This window comes from Acaryochloris sp. IP29b_bin.148 (assembly GCF_028285565.1).
In the GTDB taxonomy this organism is placed as follows: domain Bacteria; phylum Cyanobacteriota; class Cyanobacteriia; order Thermosynechococcales; family Thermosynechococcaceae; genus Acaryochloris.
This window is the reverse complement of the sequence record NZ_JANQOY010000012.1, coordinates 34,326-53,668: the sequence shown is the minus strand read 5'-3', so window position 1 is coordinate 53,668 and position 19,343 is coordinate 34,326. Positions and strand designations below refer to the sequence as shown.

Genomic DNA, 19,343 nt, shown 5'->3' with positions numbered 1-19,343 from the left:
ATATAGTGACAAATCGCCGCTCAAACCTCTTGAAGACTGGTTTCCACTGCAGCATTCTTAAAGTGGAGTACGGTAAGCTCATACTTCTCCAAATGCTCTGTTCTAGCCAAATCATAGTCCTGTTGCTGCTGATGAATTTCGCCATCAACCTCTACCACCAACCGGCAGGACGGACAATAAAAATCGACGATAAAGTGGCCAATAGGATGTTGTCGTCGCCAGCGAAGCCCCTTGAGCTGACGATTGCGCAAGGCCTTCCATAACAATGCTTCTGCTTCAGTTAGATGGTGACGAAGTTGGCGAGCCGCTCGCTCAACCTTAGGGATAGTACCTCGAATTCGGTTATTAGCCTTCGCCATCCACTGTCACGCTAAAAGCATCTTGCAACATTCTGTTCTCTAAAATCCCACTCAAACCCAGAAGAGAAGCATCAGAATCTTAGTTCCCCTATCTTATCCTTGCGCCCAAGGGCAGAACAGATTCAGTGAGATCGTTCCTGTTCAGTTTTTTTCAATTCAGCAATCAACCACCGAAAAGGGGCAGCCGTCCCTTGGGGATGCAACGTCACACTGGCCCCGAAAGAAATCAATGGAATTGCAGAGGTAAACCCGTGGGCGTTAATCTGATGACTGCGTAAATCCTGAACAAACGGTTGGAGCTGCTGCTTCAGTTGACCTCGATTCCGCTCTGTTGGCAATAAATCAAACTTGGTGAGGATAACGGCTAAAGGATAATGAGGGCGATTCGACTGGGACTGGGGCAGGAATTGCGCCAATTGCGCCATTACCGTTTCTACCTTTTTTTGATAGGAACGCTCCCTAACAAAGGCTGGGGCATCAATCAGTAAACAGCAAGCATGGGAACTCAATAGCAATAATTGCAAATCAGCATTATTGGGCTGGTAAAATTCCCCCGGCATATCCCACCAATGCAAATGGCAACGCGTTTTCATCCCGCATAACGTTCGAGTTTTAACACTAAAATTAAAATCTGTAATTTTCAGAGTTGGCGGTGGATACTGTTGGGTTTGAGAAATATGGTGCAACAATCGATCCATCTTCTCCTGAGACGCAGGATCTTGGCACTCCAGCCATTCTTGGTGCAGTCGGGCCTGTTTACGGTTGAAGTGCAAAGAGGTATAGCTCCCTGCCAGAAAAACAGTTTTCCCAGCCCCCCGAAACCCAATACTCAAGATGTTGTAAGTAGGAGGGGGTTGCCTCGAAAAAAATTGGGCTAAGCGTTGCATTGTTGAGGCTAGGTCAGTGTCGCCAATATAGTGTTCCAGTCAAGGGTGCTAGGTCGAGGCCCCTCACTCATTATTTCAAAAATTTTATTATCCATGAGAGAATTTTGCAGACAGGCTACACAGGCAGCAGCCAAATCAATCCGACTGGTTTCTCCTGACAGCTGATCTCCTGTACCCACAACAATACCCAATTGACTTTCCGTCTTGGCTTTTAGCAGCGTATTCAAATCATAGGAGGTATAGGGGCCATCAATTAGGCGACCAGGACGCACAATCGTATAGGGCAAGCCCGAATTACGAAGAGCCGTTTCACCCACCAGCTTGGCATCCAACACCCCAAAAGTATTAAGAATACTGAAGGGCAGCTTATCTTTGCGCTCAATGCCACAGGCAGACACCAGCAGAAACCGCTTCAGATCCTGAGGCGCAGCATCAACCAAATTCTGTCCCCCCACTGCGTCTACTTTCTCCGGGCTATTGTCTGCCTGGGCTCGGCAATAACTGGGTCGGGCATATCGCTTAAACCATTCCCACCGAGTTGAGGCTGCTCGAAATTCCCACCGAGCCGTGGGGAAAGCCGTGCTACCCGTGCAGGAAATAATATGAGTTACACCGGGCATCGCCGCTGGTAAGGTGTCTGCTTCTCGGGTGTCTCCCACCACAACATCGACTTGCTCGGCAAACATCTGCCGAGCCTTGTCTTCACTGCGGGCTAGGATACGCACCTTGATGTTTTGAGCCAGAAGCTCTCCCACCGTCAACTGCCCCACACCGCCTGTGGCACCCACCACTAAAACCAGATCAGAATCAGGATTTAATTCACCAGAATGCGACATGCTAGGGCCAAACCAATCAAGACATCCCCTTCAGCATAGCGTTGCTCCACTCTCCCTCAGCTAATTTAGGCAGCTAAGTCGGGGAAGACTTGCTGAACGGCAGGGTGAACCAAACGCTGTTGATAAACATTCAATCCCTTTTGCAAAGCAACATCCTGCTCTAGGGCCTGTAAGCCATCCTTTGCCAGCTTGGCAACAAACGGGAAGGTACTGTGATTTAAGGCTTGGGTCGCTGTCCACGGCACTGCCCCTGGCATATTGGGAACGCCATAATGGAGAACTCCTTCGGCTTCATAAACGGGATCGGTGTGGGAGGTCGTGTGTAGGGTTTCAATGCAGCCACCCTGATCGACGGCCACATCCACAATCACCGAACCCGGCATCATTGTTTGGACCAGTGAACGGGAGACTAATATGGGTGCCCGCTTACCCGGGACTAATACCGCTCCGACTAACAAATCCGCCGTGGGCAGCACCTGTTCTAAATGCCGAGGATTGCTGTAGAGCAACTCTACCCGAGAGCCAAACAGGGTCTCTAAATAAGACAACCGCTCCACATTAATATCCAAAATCGTGACTTGAGCCCCCATGCCCACGGCGATGCGAGCCGCTTCGGTGCCCACGACTCCGCCGCCCAGAATCACCACTTTGCCAGGTTTAACCCCGGGAATTCCCCCGAGTAAGACACCTCGTCCGCCTTGCTGCCGCTCTAGAAACCGTGCGCCAAATTGAATGGAGAGGCGACCCGCGATTACACTCATGGGGGTGAGTAAGGGGAGGGAAATCCGATCGGGCAAGGTCACTTCTACGGTTTCATAGGCGATCGCACTGACATTGGCTTGCATTAACTGCTCCGTCAAGGTGCGATCGGCCGCCAAGTGCAGATAGGTAAATAGGAGTTGCCCCGACTGCAGCAAACCATATTCTGCGGGCAAAGGCTCTTTAACTTTGACGACTAACTCACGGCTCCAAGCTTGCTCGGCGCTGGTGACGATCTTGGCCCCTGCTTGCAGGTAATCTTGATCGGGGAAGCCTGCCCCTATCCCAGCGCTGGTCTCGACAAAAACTTGATGACCTTGTTGACTTAACGCTTGCACGCTAGCGGGGCTCAGACCAACCCGAAATTCTTGATCTTTGATTTCCTTCGGCACACCAACTTCCATTCCCCACCTCATTAACCGCCTATCTAAAGGGTAGACGATGCAACTGGGAAAAACAGCTGTTTAAACACCGAGAATCGCGAACAATCCCAATAATCAATATGGCTACAGACTAAGCCAGCCTCGTTGAGCTTCAGTTCGCTACGCCCCGTAATGGCCATCTGTGGTTTCCAGGGGAAGGGCGCTTGCCAATACAAGGTCCAACGGGTGTTAATCTCGTTGTCTTGTTGCTCAATCCCATGCACTTCCATGCGGGTGTTGATAAACCACTTCTGGATAAAGCCAATCATGTCCCGATACTTGGCAACACCACGAAACTGGTTGAGGGGATCCTTGAAGTAGACATCCTCTGCATACAGGTCAAAAGACTGGTTTTCAGGGAAACGGTCGTAGTCTGCTTGCAGTCGCTCCAGAATCGTCATGGTCGTCCCTCATACCTCTACTCGAACCGTAACTTATATTCGATACGCTTGGGCAAACCGAGGAATATCCGCTAAATCTGGATAAATTTGGATCTGTTCATATTGGCCTTGGTTTATAAGGAGTGCCTCAACCGCTTTATCTTGACCAGACATCATCTCTAGGAGCAACACACCACCAGGTTGGAGGTATTGAGGTGCGATCGCAACAATCTCCCGCATCGCCTCTAACCCATCTGTGCCGCCATCCAACGCCAAATGCGGTTCATACTCAAACACTTCAGGTTGCAGAGTCGGCAAAACCGCCGTGGGGATATAGGGTGGATTACTAACAATCCCAGAGAACTGGCTTTCTAGACCGACTAAAGGTTGAAACCACTCCCCCAAATGAAAGTGAATTTGCTGGTCTAGGCCATAGGTTTGGCTATTGCGTTGGGCCATCGCTAGGGCTGCTTGACTACAGTCCACGGTATGAACCGTCGCTTGCGGAAAAGCCATTGCTAGCCCTAAGGAAATGGCTCCACTCCCCGTACCCAGATCGGCCCATAAATTGGCTTCTTGAAGACGAGCAGAGTTGTGAGCGGCATCCATTGCCAAATCAATTAGCAATTCCGTTTCCGGGCGAGGGATTAAAACATCCTTCGACACCTGTAAATGAAACTGACGCCAATGGGCCGTTCCCGTCAGATGCTGAACGGGCCTATTTTCTGCCAGCCGTTGCTGCCAGAGCTGCTGCAGTTCTGTTAAGGGCATCTGCAACTGAATCTGCTGAGACTCAGAAGGGGTCAATCTTAAATCCAGAGGTTCCAACTCTGAAACCTCTAGTAAAAGCCAATCCAGTTCCTGCTTTAAATCAACACGCGATCGCAACTGCTCTTGAGACAGATCTGCGATCGCGTGTTGGTACCACTGCCAAAGCCTCTGACCCGAGACTTGGAACCTGTTATTTAGATTCAGGCTTTTCTGGGGCTGCACTGGGTTGCTGGGGTTGAGTACCACTTCCCTTCTGCTGGTTAACCGCGTATTGCAAGGAGTCTAGATCAGGCACAAACTCAATTTGCTGTACGGAGGTTTGATCCGCCTTGAGTAGAAATCCCAGCATATTATTCAGGGACGTGACCTGAATTGCAGCTGTTGGACCTAGTTTTTGGTCACTTTTCTTGAAATTATTCACCATGTTTTGCGCGTCTTGTTGGCGGAAGAAGACGGGCATGACCGACTTTTTATCTTTTTCAATAAATAAGGGCTTTTTCTCCTTCTCTTCGCCGAAAACGGCAAAAAACATAGGCACGCCATTAAACTGCTTCACCTCTTGCCCACTTTCTTTCAAAATGGTCATGGCAAAATCAATTTGCTCTTGGGTCGGAATAAATTGAAAGACAAGCTCATTCTGCTTATCTTTATTTTGCTTCGCAATTTCAAGCGCACCTTTAAGGGAGAAAACCGTGACTTTAGCCGATTTACCCAGTTCTGGTTTTTGCTTTTTTAGGTTAGTGACCGCATTCTGAGCATCTGTATGGCTCATATAGAAGGGGGCCAATTGCAGCTTCTTGGACTTGTCCTTGGGATTAGGGACAACCGCTAGTAATGGCTCTCCTTGCTCACCCGTCACCATAAACGTGGGAATATTTTCTAAGCGCTTAACTGCCTCAGCTTCGGGAATTGCGATCGCAGCCGATTGTCGCACGAGCGAGGTACTGACAAAGCCACCTCCAGCCAGGCTAAAGATCAGGCCCCAGCGAATTAATCCTTTCATAGCTCCTCTTTATAAATAGCTCAGCAAATTTGACATTGAAATCCAAGCAAACCCGACGTTAGTGACCTCAAGCGATTGCAGATATGCGTTGAGGATGCACTAAGTAAAGTTAAACCTTAACATCGATCACTTTTCTGTCAAGTTATGCGTTGAAATGACGGACATCATTATCTCTGCGTTATCTATACTAAGACGGCTGAAACGATCCCATGTTCCAGCCGCAAAGGTCCAATCTTAAGGACAAAGACGAGATATTAATTCAACGCGAGAGACTTAACCGGTGCAGGATCTTTACCCAAGAATTTTTGCCACAGTTGGGCTAACTGTTGAGCATCCTCCTCTCTGCCCTCAGCCACTTGATACATCCGTCGAGGCCGACCGCGGCCCGACTCATTTTGCCAGTATCCACTCAACATCTGCTCATCAATCAGAAAGTTGAGCGCTGCATACAGGACGGTATCAGAGATCCGATAGGGTGGATAATTGGCACGAATATGTTTGAGGAGGGCCGTGCCATAGGTATCCCCTTCATCAATTAAGACAGATAGGATGTAGCAAACAGCTACTTCCTTGGTGATGTATATCGGGGGAGGGTTCTTGAAATATTGATAGATATCTTGGACATTCATAGTCATACCCCTTGGTCTGTATAGGACATGTAACGGACTCACCAATCGTCAGATCAAATGGAGAGAAGCGTTTTCCTTTAGTGCTGACCTCAAAATGATGCAAATTTTTATCACTCCTCCTAGCCTAACAAATATATTCAGGGGATAAAATTAGAATTTTCTTAGGGAATCAGGAAATCATAACTTGATTTCCGCGAGGCAAGATGTATTGAAGGTCTCTATTTATTTTTGTAAATGAAATTTTACTAAAACTATCGTTCTCTTAAATATGAGACTGCTGAAATCGCTCAAACACGGTGCGTCATGCAAGAAGAATAGCTTTACCTATCAACTTTTATAGTCAGGAATAGTAATCGTTAATAACACTAAAATAACAGTTTACTTATCGATCCAAGAGGCATCCTGAATCGTCTGAGATTACATACTTGATTATCACAGCATACTCAGTTGCAAAGTTAGGGTAGAAAGATACGTGTTGATGGCCTAACCCAGCTCGGCTATCCCGCTGAATACGCTACTCCATAAACATCGGAGCTTCAGGTGAGATCCAAAGCTCCGACAGCCTGGGCATTTTACTGAACACCAGGAGGAGAATTAACTTTTAGATGATGGCAGCCCGGACGAACGGATGTTGCTCTGATGGCAGCCCCATTCGGACCACAGGCCACTAGCTTAATCCCGTCTGCATCATCACTCCCTTCAACTCCACCGATGTTGGTATCTGATTCTGTCGCATCAGCAGGAGCAGTGCTATCAGGCGTAATGGTCTCCTCGGGTGAAGCGGCGTCTGGCTGAGATTCAGGCGTCATCGTCTCATCTGGAGAAGGAGACAGGGTCCCGTCGGGACTTGCGGGTATAGAGTCAGGGCTAGACTGCGCCAACACGGTAGACGTGGATAACAGTAAGGACAACCCTAAACTGACCGCAGTCAGTGTTTTGATATTCATATTTGCTGATCCTCCATAGGATGAATCAATAAAAAACTGTGTACGAAGATACAAAAATTCAGTGAAAATGTGGTGAACAGCGCTAGATGCAGTTTTTTGTCTTCAGCGAGAGGGAATCACAGCCAGGCGCTTGGCTAACGCTTGATAAAGCTTTGTAGCAGGAATAGAGGAACGAGAAGCGAGTCCACTAAGCTTGATAGTACCTTTCCTGAGCAATCAGTCAGTTTACTAAGAGATGATAAGGAAGGTTGGCCATGATACATCAACGTCTATTTTCGTGGAGCCTATTCGGCGTTTATGCTGTGCTGGCAGGCTGCCAGTTGGCTCCTCAGTCGACAGAAGAAGATACACTCAAAATTGGCACTTTGTTACCGATTACAGGTGATTTGTCTCAGTATGGAACGCCCATGCAAGAGACCGCTAATTTACTGGTCAAAACCGTTAATGCTTGCGATGGCGTCTTGGGTAAACCCGTGACGTTAGTCAGTGCAGATACCCAGACAGATCCAGCCCAAGGCACGCAAGCTATGACTAAGTTAGCAGAAGCCGATCGGGTGGTGGGCGTGATCGGAGCGGCCTCTAGCGCATCCACCAGTGCCGCGCTTCCCATTGCTGTGCGCAATCAAGTGGTGCAAATTTCACCCGCTAGCACCAGTCCCGTCTTTACAGAGCGGGCCGAAAAAGGAGAATTTAAAGGATTTTGGGCTCGCACTGCCCCCCCTGATACCTTTCAAAGTCAGGCTTTAGCCCAACTGGCCCATCAAAAAGGGTTCAAGACCGTCGCCATTCTGGCGATTAATAATGACTATGGCAATGGATTAGTGAGTGCCTTTATCCCAGCCTTCAAGGCGTTAGGGGGCACCGTTGCCAATGAAACCCGCCCCACCTTCTACGACCCCAATACGTCTACCTTCGACTCAGAGGTGAATCAGGTGTTTAAAGGGCAACCCGATGCCGTGTTGCTCGTTGCCTATCCCGAAACAGGCAGTTTAATTCTCAAGTCAGCCCAAGAGCTGGGCAAATTAGGCGGCAAAACCCAGCTGATTGCCACGGACGGCATGAAAGAAGCCAATATTGCCAACTTGGTGGGCAAAGACGCCCAAGGGAAATTTATTGTAACCGGCATGCTAGGCACAGCATCGAGTGCGGGTGGCCCGGCCTTGAATGCCTTCCAAGCCCGCTATCGAGAGGCCTTCAAACGAGACCCCAGTGTGTATGACCCCAATACCTGGGATGCTGCAGCACTTTTAGTCCTAGCGGCTGAAGCTGCAAAAAAAAATACTGGTCCTGATATTCGTGATCAGCTACAAACCGTCGCCAATGCACCTGGACAAGAAGTGACCGATGTCTGTGAGGCTTTAGCCCTACTCCGCGAAGGCAAGGCTATCAACTACCAAGGCGCTAGCGGCACGGTCGATCTCAATCCCCAAGGAGATGTGACGGGCAGCTATGATGTCTGGACCATCGATCAGCAAGGCCAACTGCAAGTCCAAGACACCCTTGAAATTGCTGGCACTGAATCCTCTAAGGAACCGAAATAGTAGCCGTTTGAGTTCAGGGTGATTGCCCCATTGCAGTTCAAGGTTCGTTGTTCAATCTATGGGGCATATCCAGCACCAGAATTGAGCATAGCGTTAAGGAGAAGAATGGGTGATCTGGAGTTTGTCTTGCAACTCCGTTTTGATGCGGTTCAGGATAGTGGTTTGGTCTAAGGAGGAGAGAATTTCGTTCACCACTGTTTTAGGCCCCTGAGGCCCCCAAGACGCTCCATTAACCAAATACCGTTTCGTTACCTCACCAATGCCATAGGAGGATACTCCTGCTACCGCAGCTTGCGATACGGCAACCGAAACATAGGGTAAAAGAGAGGCTCCCCCCGTTGCGGGTGCAGCCATACTCAGTAGACCTTTGAGGGAGCTGAGACCTAAGGTGGTCAATAATTCAGTTGCCCCCACGCCACCCATGGTCAGGGCGATTTTCCGTAATAAATCAACGGCTCCTTTTTGGGTCATGGAAATCCCGTAGAGCTTAGACAAGGTCAAGATCATGGCAATATCGATGGCCGCACTACTCAGGACATCAACCACGGTGACTGGGTTAAGTGCAATCGCCACGGCTTTGGCCATTACCCCCCGCCAAATGATTTGGTTGGCACTGCGATCGCGAATCTGCATCTTCCGTTCAATCAGTTGCTCGTTGATATCATCGGCATAGAGCATCGTGTTCAGGGCGACTAAGGATTTACCTTCTCGCTCCAGTACTTCTAAAATTTTTAGCTTTAGATCTTGAACTTGGGGTGGCCCTGGTACCAGTTCAGCCCCCAAGCGGCCATCGGGATATTGAATTGCTTGCGCCACCAGCGGCGCTGCCGAAGCCATTACAATCTCATCCGCAGAGAGCAGTTCTCGCACGCGCTCATCCCGAATTTTTTCATAAATAGCATTGCGATCCGCTTCCGGGTATTGGTCCACCTTATTAAACACCAGCAGGATTGGTTTGCTAGCCTGCCGTAATGCTGCTAGGGCCTCAAATTCTACCTTGGTGATATCTCCGGCAATCACAAACAAAATCAAATCTGCCTGCTGAGCAATCTGGCGAGCCAATCGCTCTCGGACTTCACCATCCACTTCATCAATACCGGGGGTATCAATCAATTCAATCCGGGATTGCCCCACGCCTTGCAAAGAAACTCGAATGGTATCGGCGTCTTCTCCCGTTTCCTGCTCCACAAACCAACTGGCCTGTTGGCTCTGTTGGGTCACCCCATGTACGGGACCCGTCGCAAACACAGACTGCCCCAACAGAGCATTGAGGAGAGAGGATTTGCCCCGACTGACCATCCCAAACACGGCAATATGCACCACCTGTTTTTCCAGTTTGTCCAACATGGATTGCAGCGAATGAATTTCTGCTTCCAGCCCTGCCCGCTCCCGTGGAGACAAATCCAGTTTTTGCACCAAATGTTGCAGCGAAGAGTGGGCCTGCTGATATCCCAACTCAGCCTGCATCTGTTCAAAATCCTGAATGGTTTGTTCTAGTTCGGCTTCTAGCGCATCCGGATCAGAATGGTCAAAGGCATAAGGGTTGGGGAATCCAGACATCATACAGTAGCCACCAGAAAGGGTATGAGTGGGATCTATAGCGTAGCTCACTAATCGTTCTAGCTATGCAGTTAGCACTCGGCCCTATTCCCATTATCGTCCCCCGCAACACAGTTGTTCAGCGACATGAAAGCCCAGAAGATAGGCAGCTATGCAGTTAGCACTCGGCCCCATTCCCATTATCGTCCCCCGCAACACAGTTGTTCAGCGACATGAAAGCCCAGAAGATAGGCCGTCATTTGCGGACTTACACGGGGTAAGGGCACCGAAGACAAGTCCGCGACATGGACATTATGGGTTCCGACCACTTTACCCGTCTCTTCGGGGTTGTCTAAGCCCTGGTTCAGGACTGAGCCATAGAGACAGCCACCGGCTAAATGCTGCTCGGTCAAGAGAAATTTGCGACTATAGGTTTCCACATAGTCTTCTACTTGTTCTGGGGTGTAGGGAATCCGAGTCAAGCATCGCAGCAACCCTCTCACCAACCAATGGGGTTGATCGCCCAGTGCATTCAAAAAGTCCATATGATCCTTGATTACCGTTTTGGCGACTTCTTTATCCTGGTTAAAGCGAGTGTCCGGATCTTGAGCAAAGAAATCTAGCGTAATTTGTGATTGATCCTCAACGTAATATCCGGCCGAGCGAGGTTTGAACTTGAGGATGGCCGTGACCAGTTCCAATTCGTGATGTTTCGGTTTCCTGGTGAGACAATTCCATACAATCCGTATCCCATTAATCAAAAAGGCGACTATCTGAATCAAAATCCGCACCGCATTTTTGGTGATAAAGAAGAGCTTGGGATATTTAATCACCTGCCGTTTAAGCCAATTCGGTAACAGGAGGGCAAGAAACAGATGGGACACTAAAAAGATCAGACGATCAAATTCCCCCGCAAAGAAGTCAAAGGTGCAAACGGTTGCTTCCGCACTGGGATCCTCTCGCCATAAGGTCGTTGCAAATACGGGAACGTAATTATCCTTGGGTGTCGTATCAATCCCGTCCTTGGGGAGGTAGAGCCCTAGCGGTAACAGGATATGGTCACTTACCTGATGACCGATTTCACCCTGACCGATTTTGTCTTTGTGGGGCAGTAATAAGCGAGGCGTGCCTGCTCCCGCGCAAAGAATGACTTTCCCTTCCTCTGCTAGGGCAAAGGATTCAGTCGTTTCTTCCACTAGATTGCTGGCATGGACTGCACAACACCGCAACTCACCCATATCAGTTGTCTCAAACTCTAGTTGCTGGACACGACATTGGGTTCTGAGCGTAATCCGGTCATCAAACCAATTGACAATAGAAACGCCACTGTGGGTGCGCTGACCAAAGGGATTAAACAGCGTGGGAAACAGGTGGAGGAGCTTTTCGTCCTGTTCTGGATGATTGGGAATATTCGCCAATCCGTCCTTACTTTGTCGAAAGCCAGCCTGCTCAGCTGCCTGCAAGACCTGCTCAGTGATAGGAGACAAATCCTTAGTAGGATCCTCTCTTTTGAATCGTTGATTTAACGACTGCTTCAACGCTTGCCAATAGTTAACCGGCTGCCCCACATGGGCCGACAACCATTCCGAGGATTCATGGATCATTGTGTAGTTGATCGATCCACCACCCCCCATCGTGCAAGCCCGCCCAGAAATAATGGGAATGCCATTAGGCGTCTGGGCATTATGCAGCTTATAGATTTTTCCTTCAGCAAAAGACTTAAGCCAATTGAGCTGATGGGCAATATCACTGCTGTAGAAGAAATTCTCGCCTTCTTCTAAAACCAGAACTTTACCCTGGGATTGAGAATCTATATACCGACTCAGAAATCCACAAGCTCCATTTCCAGAGCCAACTACAATATAGTCGAACACCATTTTTGCCTCCCCAGCCTATGGCTGTGATTCACTAACAGTGCCAAACCAACCTTCGAATCGCTTGGATAGAGTGATCTGCTTAAAAACGATACGCAGCATCAGTGAGCCAGTCACCACTCTTCGCGAATACCATTAGTTTGGCATACGCGACAGGTTGCTCAACAATCTCTCCATCAAACTTTCGCTGGTGTTGTCAGGTGACCAGATGCTCTCAGGCGTACCACAGCTCTGGATCAGAAGCTCTGAATAATCAATTCAAGAACAGGCTGCCAGCTAGCGCTTCTTTTTTTTCTTCAGTTCTTTGAGAAATTCTGGATCTTCCCGCATTGTCCGAGATACCGTACGAAACGCATGTTCAACATGGGGTAAGGGCAAATAGGTATCGGCTTCCAGGGCCAGCATCACCCTACTGCCATCACTCAAGGGCACTAGATAGATTTCTACAATGTTATAGCCCCGATTCGTCCGCTTATATTGCAGCTCTCCGGTCAGCGTTTGTCCCAGAAATCGGCGTTGATGATATTCACGAGCCGGGGCATTGATACTGAGATAAGTGGTTTTGACATATCCCAGTAACTCTTCATCTTCCATATTGAGCAGTTCTAACCACTCAGCATTCAGCGTTGCCATGCGAATTTTGAGTTTGCGGCTGCCTTTTTGAGCCACCACGCCCACCGTATCATTGCCCAAGGATTTGACTTCGGAAAACCCCTTAGGTGTCTCAAAGATCAGACCATTGGCAGCGTGGGTTTGTCGCTGGGTTTGCCGCCGGGCTTGGGTTTCTGTGGCTGGCGCTTCCTGGGCCAAGCTGGAGAGCGGCACTAGGGGAGTCGTCAGTGCCAATAAGCTTGCGATCGCAGTCGGCAACATCCAAAGTTGAGTCATAGCATTAACCAAAAATAGTGAATGATGGCAAGGTCCAGATTGTGCCGCCCGTTAACCCGTGGGATGAGTCATCTGGGCGGGCTGCACCGATTGGTCAAATTCTGCTGCAGTTAAAAAGCCCAGGGCAACACAAGCTTCTCGCAATGTTTGCCCCGTTTGGTGGGCTTGCTTGGCCACTTGCGCCGCGCGATCATATCCAATTCGAGGGGTCAAAGCAGTCACCAGCATCAGAGACTGATTCAAATAGGCTTGAATTTGAGACGAGTTCGGCTCAATGCCAACCACAAGATACTGGGTGAAGGCACCACAGGCATCTGCCAACAGACGAATCGAATGTAAGAGATTGTGAATAATCACAGGCTTAAAGACATTCAGCTCTAGGTTACCCTGACTGCCCGCAAAACTAACGGCCGCATCATTGCCCATCACCTGGGCACAAACCATCGTTAAGGCTTCGCACTGAGTGGGGTTGACCTTACCCGGCATAATCGATGACCCTGGCTCATTCGCAGGCAGCCTTAACTCACCTAACCCACACCGCGGTCCCGATGCCAGCCATCGAATATCATTAGCAATTTTCAGCAGGCTACAGGCTAACGTTTTGGTGGCAGCACTGGCCATCACTAACGCATCATGAGCAGCCAAGCCAGCAAACTTATTGGCAGCCGTCACAAAAGGCAAATCGGTCAAGTCCGCTAGCTGACCAGCAACCCGTTCTGCGAACTCAGGATGAGTATTCAGTCCAGTCCCCACGGCGGTCCCCCCCAAGACCAATTCATACAAATGGGGGAGCGTACTTTGAAGCCGCTCTAGATTGTGATCGAGTTGGGTGACATAACCGGAAAACTCTTGTCCCAAGGTTAACGGTACGGCATCCATCAAGTGGGTGCGGCCAATTTTGACAATGCTTTCAAATTCCTGAGCCTTAGCCGCTAGCGCATCTCGAAGTACTGTTACTTGAGGAATTAAGCAATGCACGACTTGTTCTGTGGCCGCAATATGCATCGCTGTAGGAAAAACATCATTGGACGACTGCGACAGATTGACATGGTCATTGGGATGACAAGGCACTTTACTGCCCAACGTGCCTCCCACTAGCTCAATCACTCGATTGGCAATGACCTCATTGGCATTCATATTGCTTTGGGTACCACTGCCGGTCTGCCATACCCGTAAGGGGAACTGATCATCCCACTGGCCTTTGACCACCTCCGTCGCCGCCACAATCATCAGATTTGCTAACTCTGGTGCTAACCGTTCCAGAGAAAGATTCACCATTGCCGCCGCCTGTTTAACCAGACCTAAAGCCCGAATCATGGCCCTCGGCATCTGGTCATCTCCAATCGCAAAATGCATTAAAGACCGCTGGGTTTGTGCGCCCCAATACCGATGGCTCGGCACCTCAATTGAACCCATACTGTCGGTTTCAATCCGAACTTGATTGTCGATCTCAGCGGGGGTAGACATGGGCAGTTCTGGCCTTTTTTCGAGAAATGTCAGCAAATTTTGGAGTATGGTACAACCTTACGGTAAACGTGGGTATCCTGACTGAGAGGAGGAATTTAATCAACTCAAATATTCAATTTTGGCTCCATCCTCCCAGATCTAAAATGATGTTATCTGAGTAGTGGTCTTTCAGACCGGGAAGTGTTGATTGTGCCCAAAAAAGTGGGTATCCTCCCAACAGAATCAAACTGTTCCTCAAGCATCAAAAATTTAGATTTGCATATTTTGCCCATATTGTTATTCAGCCTGTAGCGGACATACCTGTGGTGACTTCATTTAAAAGTCTGTTTTCGAATTCGAATCAGGGGGTAGGCGTAGAGTTAACCCCAGACAGCGTGAATATCGTTCAACTCAAGCAGCAAAAGCAAGGGACAAACCTCAACACCTTTGCCGCTATTCCTATCCCGGAAGGCGCATTTCAAGACGGACGGATCACCGATCCAGATGCCATTGCCGATGCGATCCGCCAAGGAATTACTGAACACAAAATCAAAGCCAAAACGGCTATTAGCGCTGTCCCCATTGGAGAAGCCGTCATTCGGTTGATTCGATTGCCTGCCGAACTCGATGAAATGGAACTGCGGGATATGGTCTTGAACCAAGAAGCCGCTATTTATCTTCCCTTCCCACGAGAAGAAGCCGATGTCGATTTCCAACGGTTGGGAACAGACATTGATGAAGACGGGATTGAGCGGGTCGAAGTCCTATTAGTCGCAACTCCTAAGGACATTACTGAAAACTACCTCAACGTTTTTCAACAAGCAGGCCTCGATCTTAAAGTTCTAGAAGTCAGCAGCTTTTCTCTGATTAGAACCCTACGAAGCCAGCTTCTCCAATTTATGGAAGGAGAAGCAGTGGCCTTAGTTAATATCGATTTTGACGGCACAGAAATTAGTATCGTCATGGATGGGATTCCCCAGTTTAATCGGAAAGTACCGATTGGGACGCACCATCTCCAGAACGCACTGAGCCGAGCCATGAACCTACCGGGTGCCATGGGTGCAGATTTATTACAAGGCATGACGGTCCCTCTGGATGTCACAGACAACACGGCTAATAATCCCAGCTCTGCTGCAATTTTGAGGATGTTAAGCGACTTATCAGATGAATTACGTCGCTCAATCGATTTTTACTTGAATCAAGGTGAGAATCTGGACATTACGCAAGTCTTTGTCTCAGGACCAGGCGCCAGTTTAGGACAAATTGATGAATTTTTAACCCAGCGTTTAGGACTAACGACCACTTTAGTCGACCCCATTAATACGCTCGGTATTCAGAATTCGGAAAGCATCCCAGCGGCACAACGTCCTGCTTTAAGTGTTGTTATGGGTCTTGGGATGCGAGAGGTATAAGTGCATGTATTCAATTGATATCAACCTATTAAATGATCGCCCAGAGTATAGCCAGCAAATTGTCGCCGCCAGTGGTTACGACAGTGACGATAAAACACCGATGTTTATTGGATTGGGGGTCGGTGCCGCAGCACTCGGACTCGTTTTGGTTAGCTTCGGCGTGATGACGTTTATGAATCAGCGGCTCACAGCGGAAGAAGAGAAACTCGATGACGAGCTGGCTCAACTCGCACCGGACCTTTCAAGGGTAGACAGCCTCAAGGCGCAGGAACAGCAAGTCAAAGCTGAAACCAAAGCCTTGGCAACGATTTTTAATCAAATCAAACCCTGGTCGGCAACGTTGCAGGATATCCGCGATCGCGTCCCTCCCACGTTGCAAATCACAAAGATTCAGCAAAAGGCAGCAACGCCTCCTAGCCAACCTCAACAGGCTGGCAAACCCAATACTCAGGCTGTAGCCGCCTTATCAGCACCGACTCAGTTAAGCATTACCGGGAATGCGATTTCCTTTAACGATGTCAACGACTTTGTATTGACCTTGAGAAAGTCTCCTTTTCTGACAGTTGCACAAACACAACTAATGTCATCAGAGCGCAAAACGAACGACAGAACCCAAGTCTCATTGGTCGAGCATCAATTAGAGACCACCATTAACGATGTTCCTGCCTCTGAATTATTGCAAGTTCTAAATGCAAAAGGAGCATCAGGTCTAGCTGCACGAATTGGGGTACTGAAACAAAAAGGAGTAATGAATCCATGACGGCCACGGGCGGATTTGCACGAGAAGATGAGTTATTGGGGCCTTCCTATCCCACCTTGTTTGGGATTACCTTTACCCCAACCGTGTCAGGAATTTTGGCAGCAGTCGTGGGCATAGGTCTAGCCGCCTATGTCGGGACTCAACTGGTTTCCCCTAAGTATGCTGAATACCAGGAACTCCAGGAAGCTGTAGACCAAAAGAAAACAGACCTAGAGCAAAAAGAAGAAACCACCCAGCGAGTTGACGAGATTGTTGCTCAACTCAATCGTGCCAAGCGAGAAAATAATGACGTGCGTACGTTGTTTTCTGATCAGCAAGCATTAGACACATTATTGCTGGATTTAAACCGGGTGATTGTCTCTAGTAATGCCCAATTACAAACCTTCAAGCCGAATTATCAAACATCTGGCATTGTCAAAGATAGTTCATTGGGTGCCCCGCTTAACAATAAGATTAAGCGACAAGTCACGTCTGTTTCCTTTCAAGGAAACTTCAATCAAACCCTGCAGATTATGCAAGCCATTGATCGCCTGCAAACCGTCTTAGTTGTGCGGGATTTGTCTATGGAGTTGCAACAAACGGACAAACCAGGGCAACCGCGTAATCTGGTGAAATCCACTTTCAATCTGCATGCTTATGTCCCTTTAAGCGCAGAGGAGGCTGCTGCTGCCGCCCAGGCTGCTGCTGCTGCGAAAGCCAAATCTGAGGCGCAGGCGAATTAATATGCTGCCCCATGCAGCTTAATCGACGACAAACATTCATCATCCATTATTTTTACAACGAACAACAGAGGAGTGTAGGGTGAACTGGTACAAAGGAAAATCTGGAATTGTGATGGGCTGCACAGCCGCCGCTCTCGGGGCAATGATTCAGCCGGTCTGGGCTGCCGAAACTGAAGTGACCAACGTTCAATTGAATCCCACATCTAAGGGGTTTGAGCTGGTCCTGGGCACTCAGGGCGACAATCGTCCACCCATCTTTACTGTGAACCGGGGGAATACATCCATTTCAGATGTCAGTAATTCACTCCTCCGCCTGTCTGAATCAGGTCCGTTTCAACAAAAAGACCCGGCCCCTGGCATTAAATTTGTAGAAGTGCGTCAACTGGATCCTGATACCGTTAGGATCACGGTGGAAGGGGTTCACGCTGCCCCCATTGCCGAAACCATTCGTAATGATAATCGAGATGGGGTATTAGCCATTAAATTTGATGGTGCACCCGGCAGCACCGATGCCACAGCAACGTCCTCTCAGCCCACTAATCCTCGCTCTCGGGCGAGCGCTGTACCACCCTTTAGAAGTCGGGCTAAGGCACCCCCCGTCGGTGATATGGCAATTGCGCCACTCAATGTTGAGCCTGAGCGGATCGATTTAGGTAGCGATCAAATTATTCCTAAATTATTATTGCGTGAAGCGCCTGTTCGCGAAGTTCTCACGCTTCTAGGAAGAGCAGCAAATGTCAACGTTGCCTTCGCTGAAGATGGCGGAGATGGAGAGGAAGGGGCTGCTTCTTCTACCATTACCTTAGACATCGAGAACGAATCTGTAGATGATGTCTTCAACTACGTCTTGCGCTTATCTGGCATGCAAGCCAACCGAGTCGGTCAAACCGTTTTTGTCGGTAAGACACTGCCTGGTGATGCTCAAAACCGAGTTGTGAGAACGATTCGCCTTAACCAGATGAAGGCAACAGCGAATATTGAAAGAACGAGTTCACTTGCAACTGAGGCGGTTACTGGCGGCAATATTACCCCAACTGGCTCTGAAAATGAATCATCAACCACCACCACAGGGATTACCCGCAAGAAAGATAGTACAGAGACGAGTAAATTACTGGGCGCTAAGGAAATTTTAGAATCCTATGGTGCCAACGGCAGTAGCTCAGGAGAGGCCGGTAGCTCTACCCTGTTAGAAGGGTTAGAAGTGGTTGCAGAAGGGCGGACGAACTCTGTCACCCTGATTGGAACTCCCAAAAAGGTGGAAACGGCTACAGCAATTTTGACACGGTTAGATGTACGGCAACGCCAGGTAGCGATCAACGTCAAGTTTATTGATGTTAACTTGCTAAAAGGTAAAAACTCTAATGCTGATTTACAATTCCGTGCCAATAATTCACTAGGCATTGGCATTCAGAATGGTACCCTGGGCGCGGTTTTTGGCACAGGTAATGCTCTAGCGAATCAAAATGTTGTCACATTGACTCAAACTTTTTTGGGAAATCTGTTAGTCTCTGTCACCAACCAAGATGCCAAGATCCTGACTAATCCTACCCTACTCGTCCAGGAAGGAAGTTCTGCTCAAGTTAACTTAACTCAACAGGTGTTCTCTGGATTTGAAGCAGAAACTGAATCGACCGCAGCCGGTGGTGCTGTATCCAGCTTAAAACCCATCATCCAAAATGCTGGGGTGATCATGAATATTGATGTTGACCATATTGATGACAATGGTTATGTCACCCTGAGCTTATCTCCTGAAGTTAGCTCTTTATCGGGGCAGCAATTTACAGATCAATTTGGCGGAGAAGCCCTACTGTTACAACAACGTCGCATAGAAACAGGCAAACTCCGTCTGCGAGATGGTCAAACTTTGGTGTTGACAGGTATTATTCAAGACCAAGATCGAGTAGACGTTACCAAGGTGCCCATTCTGGGTGATATTCCTTTACTGGGTCGCCTATTCCGTCGTGAGAACAATACTCGTCAGAGAAGTGAATTGGTTGTTTTGGTCACTCCTCAGATTGTGGATGACTCGGATCAAAGCACTTATGGCTATCGCTATACTCCCGGTGAAGAATCCCAAAAGCTCTTGAAGCCTTAGATTCATCTCCAAGCAGATATCAACGAACCCTCCATCTCGTTTTTCAGGATGGAGGGTTCGTTTTGGGAATGAT

General features: G+C 48.7%; 18 protein-coding genes. 5 read left to right on the top strand and 13 right to left on the bottom strand.

Going from position 1 to position 19,343, the window contains the following annotated elements:
- Nucleotides 1-20 precede the first annotated feature (20 nt).
- The 9 genes from Q0986_RS01275 to Q0986_RS01235 form a co-directional block, all read right to left on the bottom strand.
- Nucleotides 21-359: an endonuclease domain-containing protein gene (locus Q0986_RS01275; RefSeq protein WP_299402547.1), complete on the bottom strand. Its 339-nt coding sequence runs from the start codon at nucleotides 357-359 to the stop codon at nucleotides 21-23.
- A gap of 122 nt (nucleotides 360-481) precedes the next feature.
- The gene (locus Q0986_RS01270; RefSeq protein ID WP_299402545.1) at nucleotides 482-1,246 is read right to left on the bottom strand and encodes a hypothetical protein; all 765 of its coding nucleotides are present in this window, start codon (nucleotides 1,244-1,246) and stop codon (nucleotides 482-484) included.
- Nucleotides 1,247-1,254: 8 nt separating this feature from the next.
- Nucleotides 1,255-2,082: an SDR family oxidoreductase gene (locus tag Q0986_RS01265; RefSeq protein WP_299402543.1), complete on the bottom strand. Its 828-nt coding sequence runs from the start codon at nucleotides 2,080-2,082 to the stop codon at nucleotides 1,255-1,257.
- A 65-nt stretch (nucleotides 2,083-2,147) separates the two neighbouring features.
- Nucleotides 2,148-3,245 carry an alanine dehydrogenase gene (gene ald / locus Q0986_RS01260; protein WP_299402541.1) on the bottom strand — a complete coding sequence of 366 codons (1,098 nt, stop codon included), beginning with the start codon at nucleotides 3,243-3,245 and terminating at the stop codon, nucleotides 2,148-2,150.
- Between the two features lie 23 nt (nucleotides 3,246-3,268).
- Entirely contained in the window at nucleotides 3,269-3,664 is a 396-nt protein-coding gene (locus Q0986_RS01255; RefSeq protein WP_299402539.1) for a DUF2358 domain-containing protein, read from the bottom strand.
- 33 nt (nucleotides 3,665-3,697) lie between these two features.
- Nucleotides 3,698-4,636, bottom strand: a complete 939-nt coding sequence (prmC, locus tag Q0986_RS01250) for a peptide chain release factor N(5)-glutamine methyltransferase (protein WP_366918486.1) — start codon at nucleotides 4,634-4,636, stop codon at nucleotides 3,698-3,700.
- Nucleotides 4,605-5,417, bottom strand: a complete 813-nt coding sequence (locus Q0986_RS01245) for a Tic22 family protein (protein WP_299402535.1) — start codon at nucleotides 5,415-5,417, stop codon at nucleotides 4,605-4,607. The genes prmC and Q0986_RS01245 overlap by 32 nt, the downstream gene beginning before the upstream one ends.
- A gap of 254 nt (nucleotides 5,418-5,671) precedes the next feature.
- Nucleotides 5,672-6,046, bottom strand: a complete 375-nt coding sequence (locus Q0986_RS01240; RefSeq protein WP_299402533.1) for a PadR family transcriptional regulator — start codon at nucleotides 6,044-6,046, stop codon at nucleotides 5,672-5,674.
- A 572-nt stretch (nucleotides 6,047-6,618) separates the two neighbouring features.
- Nucleotides 6,619-6,993: a hypothetical protein gene (locus Q0986_RS01235; RefSeq protein ID WP_299402531.1), complete on the bottom strand. Its 375-nt coding sequence runs from the start codon at nucleotides 6,991-6,993 to the stop codon at nucleotides 6,619-6,621.
- A 254-nt stretch (nucleotides 6,994-7,247) separates the two neighbouring features.
- Here Q0986_RS01235 and Q0986_RS01230 point away from each other — a divergent pair, with 254 nt between their 5' ends.
- Nucleotides 7,248-8,534, top strand: coding sequence for an ABC transporter substrate-binding protein (locus Q0986_RS01230; protein ID WP_299402529.1), 1,287 nt, complete (start codon nucleotides 7,248-7,250; stop codon nucleotides 8,532-8,534).
- Nucleotides 8,535-8,627: 93 nt separating this feature from the next.
- Here Q0986_RS01230 and Q0986_RS01225 read toward each other — a convergent pair whose 3' ends face one another.
- The 4 genes from Q0986_RS01225 to fumC form a co-directional block, all read right to left on the bottom strand.
- A complete protein-coding gene (locus Q0986_RS01225) occupies nucleotides 8,628-10,097 on the bottom strand; it encodes a DUF697 domain-containing protein (RefSeq protein WP_299402527.1) in 1,470 nt (489 codons plus the stop codon).
- Nucleotides 10,098-10,273: 176 nt separating this feature from the next.
- Entirely contained in the window at nucleotides 10,274-11,950 is a 1,677-nt protein-coding gene (locus tag Q0986_RS01220; RefSeq protein ID WP_299402525.1) for a GMC family oxidoreductase N-terminal domain-containing protein, read from the bottom strand.
- Between the two features lie 273 nt (nucleotides 11,951-12,223).
- Nucleotides 12,224-12,835: a hypothetical protein gene (locus Q0986_RS01215; protein ID WP_299402522.1), complete on the bottom strand. Its 612-nt coding sequence runs from the start codon at nucleotides 12,833-12,835 to the stop codon at nucleotides 12,224-12,226.
- Nucleotides 12,836-12,886: 51 nt separating this feature from the next.
- A complete protein-coding gene (gene fumC, locus Q0986_RS01210) occupies nucleotides 12,887-14,302 on the bottom strand; it encodes a class II fumarate hydratase (protein WP_366918483.1) in 1,416 nt (471 codons plus the stop codon).
- Between the two features lie 302 nt (nucleotides 14,303-14,604).
- On the opposite strand from fumC, the gene pilM reads away from it, so the two are divergent.
- From pilM to Q0986_RS01190, 4 genes are all read left to right on the top strand, one after another.
- Nucleotides 14,605-15,693, top strand: coding sequence for a type IV pilus assembly protein PilM (gene pilM, locus Q0986_RS01205; protein WP_299402520.1), 1,089 nt, complete (start codon nucleotides 14,605-14,607; stop codon nucleotides 15,691-15,693).
- 4 nt (nucleotides 15,694-15,697) lie between these two features.
- Entirely contained in the window at nucleotides 15,698-16,453 is a 756-nt protein-coding gene (locus Q0986_RS01200; RefSeq protein WP_299402518.1) for a PilN domain-containing protein, read from the top strand.
- Complete coding sequence (locus Q0986_RS01195) at nucleotides 16,450-17,175, top strand: pilus assembly protein PilO (RefSeq protein WP_299402516.1); 726 nt, start codon at nucleotides 16,450-16,452, stop codon at nucleotides 17,173-17,175. Before Q0986_RS01200 ends, Q0986_RS01195 begins: the two co-directional genes overlap by 4 nt.
- A 79-nt stretch (nucleotides 17,176-17,254) precedes the next feature.
- Nucleotides 17,255-19,270: an AMIN domain-containing protein gene (locus Q0986_RS01190; protein WP_299402514.1), complete on the top strand. Its 2,016-nt coding sequence runs from the start codon at nucleotides 17,255-17,257 to the stop codon at nucleotides 19,268-19,270.
- Nucleotides 19,271-19,343 lie beyond the last annotated feature (73 nt).